This window comes from Roseomonas sp. TAS13, from assembly GCF_001950415.1.
GTDB lineage: Bacteria > Pseudomonadota > Alphaproteobacteria > Acetobacterales > Acetobacteraceae > Roseomonas > Roseomonas mucosa.
This window is the reverse complement of the sequence record NZ_BDLP01000313.1, coordinates 1-5136: the sequence shown is the minus strand read 5'-3', so window position 1 is coordinate 5136 and position 5136 is coordinate 1. Positions and strand designations below refer to the sequence as shown.

The following is a 5136-nucleotide window of genomic DNA, read 5'->3' as shown; positions in this document are numbered from 1 at the left end:
TCGCCTTACGGTGGAGCTGTGCGTAGATGTGATCAAGAGACAGGCCGCGTCACACGCATTTCAGCCTGCTGGACGATGCGGGCGACCCGCCCTCGCCCCTGGGCCGGGGCATCGCGGAACTGCTGGGCATGGAGGAGAGGCGATGAGACAGGAGATCGATGCGGGCCTGCCGGAGCCGCGGCAGCCCTTCGCCTGGGCGATCCGCAGCGGCGGGCTGATCTTCACCACCCATGGCCCCGTGCGGCCGGATGGCACGATCCTCCAGACGGGAATCCGGGAACAGGCCCGGCTGGCCCTGGAGAACCTGCGCCGGACGATGGAGCAGGCGGGGGGCAGCCTGGACGGCGTGGTGCAGGCCACCGTCTACCTGCTCGACGCGGCCGACATGGCCCCGGTGGACGAGGTCTATCGCGAATTCTTCCAGCCGCCCTATCCCAACCGGGCCAGCGTCGTGGTGGCCGGGCTGGTCGCGCCGGGCATGCGCTTCGAGATCCAGGCCATCGCTGCCCTGCCAGGCTGAGGCGCGGTCCGGCAGGGTGATGGCTTTCCGGTTGCGCTCCATGTTTAGCGTTGCTCTGTCCCCGGGGGACAAGGCTCTGCCTTTTCCCCCGGGCCCCCTTATCCGCCAGGACGCTGCGCGCCCTGGACCCGGTGAGTTGGCTCTTGCTGACGCCGGATCGCGCCGGAGAGCCATGCTCTCCGGCGGACCGCCGGTGCCACCAGTGCGGAGACGGTGTCCTTCTTTTCGGGAGCCCCGCCTCTCCACCTGCTCCCAGGGACCAGGCCCCAGGATGACGGTCACCACGGGAACCCACGAAAGCCCGGGGTCCGGGGACCGGCTTCGGTCCCCGGCGGAGAGGGGGTCCGGCGGGAGAGGCGGCGCCTCTCCCCCGGCGGCCAGCCACGAAGCGCAACGCGGAAGGCCAGCCTTCCCTTCCCGGAACAAGGGGTGGGGCGGCACGATTGCGGTACGGCGCCGCACGCGCTAGGCGAGGGGGCATGGAGGCCGTCACACCCGCTGCTCCGGTCGCCGGCCGGTCACCCGCCGGATCGGCCGTGGGCGCAAAGCCCGGTCCTTCCCATGCCCCGGTACCATCTGGTGCGATGCCGAGGGGAACGAGGTCCGGGGAGGTGATGTCCGGAGACGACGCCCCGGCTTCTCCGTCCGTCGCCGACCCGGGCCGGCGCGGGCAGCCGCCGCGGTACCACGCCGCCCTGCCGGGACGGGCCTTTTCCGACGTCATGGGTCCCCGGCCGCTGGGCGGGCGCCTGCGGGCGGTGCGGCGCCTGCTCTGCCTGCTGCTCTGGATGCTCTGCTGCATGCCGGTGCAGGCGGTGCTGCTGGCCCTGCCGGGGCAGGGCAAGATCCGCTTCGCCCGCTTCTTCTGGCGCAATGCCTGCCGGCTCTTCGGGCTGGAGGTGCGGGTGCTCGGCGCGGCACCGGCCGGGCCGCGCGCGCTCTACCTGTCCAACCACAGTTCCTGGCTCGACATCATGGTGCTCGGCGGCACGCTGAAGGCCTGCTTCGTCGCCAAGGCCGAGGTCGGGGGCTGGCCGGTGATCGGCACGGTGGCGAAGCTGGGGCGCACGATCTTCGTCAGCCGCACCCGCGCCCGGACGGGGGAGGAGGCGGCGGCGATGCGGGAGCATCTGGCCCAGGGCGAGAACCTGCTCCTTTTCCCGGAAGGCACCAGCAACGACGGCAACCGGGTGCTGCCCTTCCGCTCCTCCTTCCTCGGCATCGCCGATGCGGCCGAATGGGTGCAGCCGGTCTCGGTGGTCTATGACCGACTGGGCTACATGCCGCTGGCGCGCATCGACCGCCCTGTCTTCGCCTGGTACGGCGACATGGGCATCGCCGGCCATGCCTGGATGCTGGCGCGCCTGCCGGGGGCCCGGGCCACGGTGCTGCTGCACCCGCCCGTCCATCCCTCCGATGTTCCGAACCGCAAGCAGCTTTCCGCCATGGCCGAACGGAGGGTGGCGGAGGGCGCGGCCGCCCTGCGGCAGAACCGGCTGTCCGAACCGCACCCCGCTGGCCCGTCCGCCCCGGACGGGCCGGCGGGGCACTGAGGGCGGTGGCCGCCCGTTCCGGTTTTGGGGGCGGCGGCGGTCTTCCCGGACCGGGGCGCCAAGGCCCTGCCCTGGCCGCCCCGGGCGGGGCTCCGGGTTCGGGGGGGTGACATTTTGGAGACTGCCCCCGCCGCCCCGCCATCCCCATCGCCGCATCCTGGTGCACGAGGCGCCGGAACCCACTGGATTCAGGCGTTTCGCCTGGACCGGCCGCGCCCCGGGGCCTTTCCACAGGGGCGTCGTGCCGCCCGCGCCGGGGTGCCGGCACCCTTGACCACGCACCGCAGCATCCGCGACGCTGCGGCACATGGCACGCCAGCCCCCCTCCGGAGTCGCTTGACCCCTGCATCCAGGGGCCGCACATCCCCGCCGCGACCCGGCCTTTCCACCGCCGGGCGGAAGGATGGTTTGTGCGCATGACTGAAACGATGGCGATGCCCGGAACCGAACCCGCCCCGACGCAGGCAGGGCAGGCTCCCGCCGCTCCCCGCAAGAAGCTGCTGATCCGCACCTGGGGCTGTCAGATGAACGTCTATGACAGCGCCCGCATGGCGGATGTCCTGGCGCCGCTCGGCTATGCCCCGACCGAGGCGGTGGAGGAGGCCGACATGGTCGTCCTCAACACCTGCCATATCCGCGAGCGTGCCTCGGAGAAGGTCTTCTCCGACCTCGGCCGGCTGCGCGACACCAAGCGCGAGCGCGCGGCCGGGGGCAAGGAGACGATCATCGCCGTCGCCGGCTGCGTCGCCCAGGCCGAGGGTGCCGAGATCACCGCCCGCGCCCCCTGGGTGGACATCGTGCTGGGGCCGCAGACCTATCACCGCCTGCCGGAGATGGTGGCCCGCGCCAGCCGCGCCGCCGGGCAGGTGATCGAGACCGACTTCCCGGCCGAGGACAAGTTCGACCATTTGCCCGAGGCCGCCACGCCGCAGGGGCCGGTCGCCTTCCTGACGGTGCAGGAGGGCTGCGACAAGTTCTGCTCCTTCTGCGTCGTGCCCTATACCCGCGGCGCCGAGTTCTCCCGCCCCGCCGGCGCCATCCTGGCTGAGGCGCGGCGCCTCGTGGCCCAGGGCTCGCGCGAGATCGCGCTGCTCGGCCAGAACGTGAACGCCTATCACGGCGAGGGGCCGGACGGGCGGACATGGACGCTGGGCCGGCTGCTCCGCGCGCTGGCGGAGATCCCGGGCCTCGTCCGCCTGCGCTATGCCACCAGCCATCCGCGCGACATGGACGACGACCTGATCGCCGCCCATGGCGAGGTGCCGGCGTTGATGCCTTTCCTGCATCTGCCGGTGCAGTCGGGCTCCGACCGCATCCTGCGCGCCATGAACCGGGGCCATGACGCCGCCCTGTTCCGTGGCATCGTGGAGAGGCTGCGCCGGGCGCGGCCGGACATCGCCCTGTCCTCCGACTTCATCGTGGGCCATCCGGGGGAGAGCGAGAAGGATTTCGCCGACACCATGGCGCTGGTGCGCGAGACCGGCTTCGCGCTCGCCTATTCCTTCAAGTACTCGGCCCGTCCCGGCACCCCGGCGGCCAACATGCATGGCCAGGTGCCCGAGGCCGAGAAGGATGCCCGGCTGCAGGCGCTCCAGGCCCTGTTGCGGGAGCAGCAGCAGGATTTCAACGCCGGCTGCGTGGGGCGGGAGGTCGAGGTGCTGGTCACCGGCGCCGGGCGCCACCCCGGCCAGCTCGCCGCCCGCTCCCCCTGGCTGCAGCCGGTTCATTTTTCCGCCCCCGCAGGGCTGATAGGCGGGATGGCGAGGGTGCGCCTGGACGCCGCGCACCCCAATTCACTGTCAGCCACGCTTCTGGCCGCCACCTCTCCGGTGGCCGGCCTTCTGGACCCCGTTCAACCGGTATCGGAGCACGCCACCGCTTGACCAGCCCCGCCATCGCCCTCCGGGCGGATCCCCAGGCCCTCGCCCGTCCCCTCCTGGCCGATGCCGGGCCGGGGACGCGGTCGGTTTCCCTGACCTTCGACGACAACACCCTCCTGCCGCTGCTGCTCGGCCATCACGACCGCCATATCGCGCGGATCGAGCAGAAGCTGGGCGTGCGCATCGCCGCCCGCGGCAACCGGGTGACGGTCACCGGCGGCGGGGTCGAGACCGAGGCCGCCGAAACCACGCTGCGTGGCCTCTGGGCCCGATTGCGGCGGGGGGAAGGTGTGGGAATGTCGGAGGTCGAGGCGGCGCTGCGCTTCGCGGTCAAGGGCGCGGAACAGGCCGAGGACCCGCGCCTGCCGCTGTCCGACCTGCCGGCGATCCGCACGCGCAAGGGCGCCATCGCGCCGCGTTCCCCGGCCCAGGCGGGCTACATGGACATGCTGGCACGGCACGAGATGGTCTTCGGCATCGGCCCGGCCGGCACCGGCAAGACCTATCTCGCCGTCGCCCAGGGCGTCGCCCTGCTGATGGCGGGGCGGGTGGACCGCATCGTGCTGAGCCGCCCGGCGGTCGAGGCGGGCGAGCGGCTGGGCTTCCTGCCCGGCGACATGAAGGAGAAGGTGGACCCCTATCTCCGCCCGCTCTATGACGCGCTGCATGACATGATGCCGGCCGAGCAGGTGACGCGCCGGATCGCCACGGGCGAGATCGAGGTGGCGCCGCTGGCCTTCATGCGCGGGCGGACGCTGGCGCATTCCTTCGCCATCCTGGACGAGGCGCAGAACACCACGCCGGCCCAGATGAAGATGTTCCTCACCCGCATGGGGGAGGGCACGCGGATGGTGATCACGGGCGACCCGACCCAGGTGGACCTGCCGCCGGGCCAGAGCTCGGGGCTGGTGCAGGCGCTGGGTGTGCTGGAGGGCGTCGAGGGGATCGGCGTCACGCGTTTCGCGGAGGGCGATGTGGTGCGCCATCCGCTGGTGGGCCGGATCGTTGCGGCTTACGCACGATTCGATGCCAAGGACGACAGGGCCGGAGCCATGAGGGCAAGCCGGCGCGGAAAGGACAGGGATGGACCCGTCGAGTAGTAGCCCGGGCGTCGCCCGGGAATCGTTTCTGGCTGACGGGCATGGCTCCGGGGAGGGGCCATGCGTCGATGTCGTCATGGCGG

At 72.1% G+C, this 5136-nt stretch carries 4 protein-coding genes; all 4 read left to right on the top strand.

Going from position 1 to position 5136, the window contains the following annotated elements; all coding sequences use genetic code 11:
- The first annotated feature begins 142 nt into the window (after positions 1-142).
- The 4 genes from ROTAS13_RS18930 to ROTAS13_RS18915 all read left to right on the top strand — a co-directional run bounded on the left by ROTAS13_RS18930 (position 143) and on the right by ROTAS13_RS18915 (position 5053).
- Positions 143-520 (top strand): RidA family protein, encoded by a 378-nt coding sequence (locus tag ROTAS13_RS18930; protein ID WP_075823107.1) that lies wholly within the window; start codon positions 143-145, stop codon positions 518-520.
- A gap of 614 nt (positions 521-1134) precedes the next feature.
- Positions 1135-2073 (top strand): 1-acyl-sn-glycerol-3-phosphate acyltransferase, encoded by a 939-nt coding sequence (locus tag ROTAS13_RS18925; RefSeq protein ID WP_075823106.1) that lies wholly within the window; start codon positions 1135-1137, stop codon positions 2071-2073.
- Positions 2074-2501: 428 nt separating this feature from the next.
- Entirely contained in the window at positions 2502-3956 is a 1455-nt protein-coding gene (miaB, locus tag ROTAS13_RS18920; RefSeq protein ID WP_075823105.1) for a tRNA (N6-isopentenyl adenosine(37)-C2)-methylthiotransferase MiaB, read from the top strand.
- Between the two features lie 53 nt (positions 3957-4009).
- A complete protein-coding gene (locus ROTAS13_RS18915; RefSeq protein ID WP_037251295.1) occupies positions 4010-5053 on the top strand; it encodes a PhoH family protein in 1044 nt (347 codons plus the stop codon).
- The last annotated feature ends 83 nt before the right edge of the window (positions 5054-5136 follow it).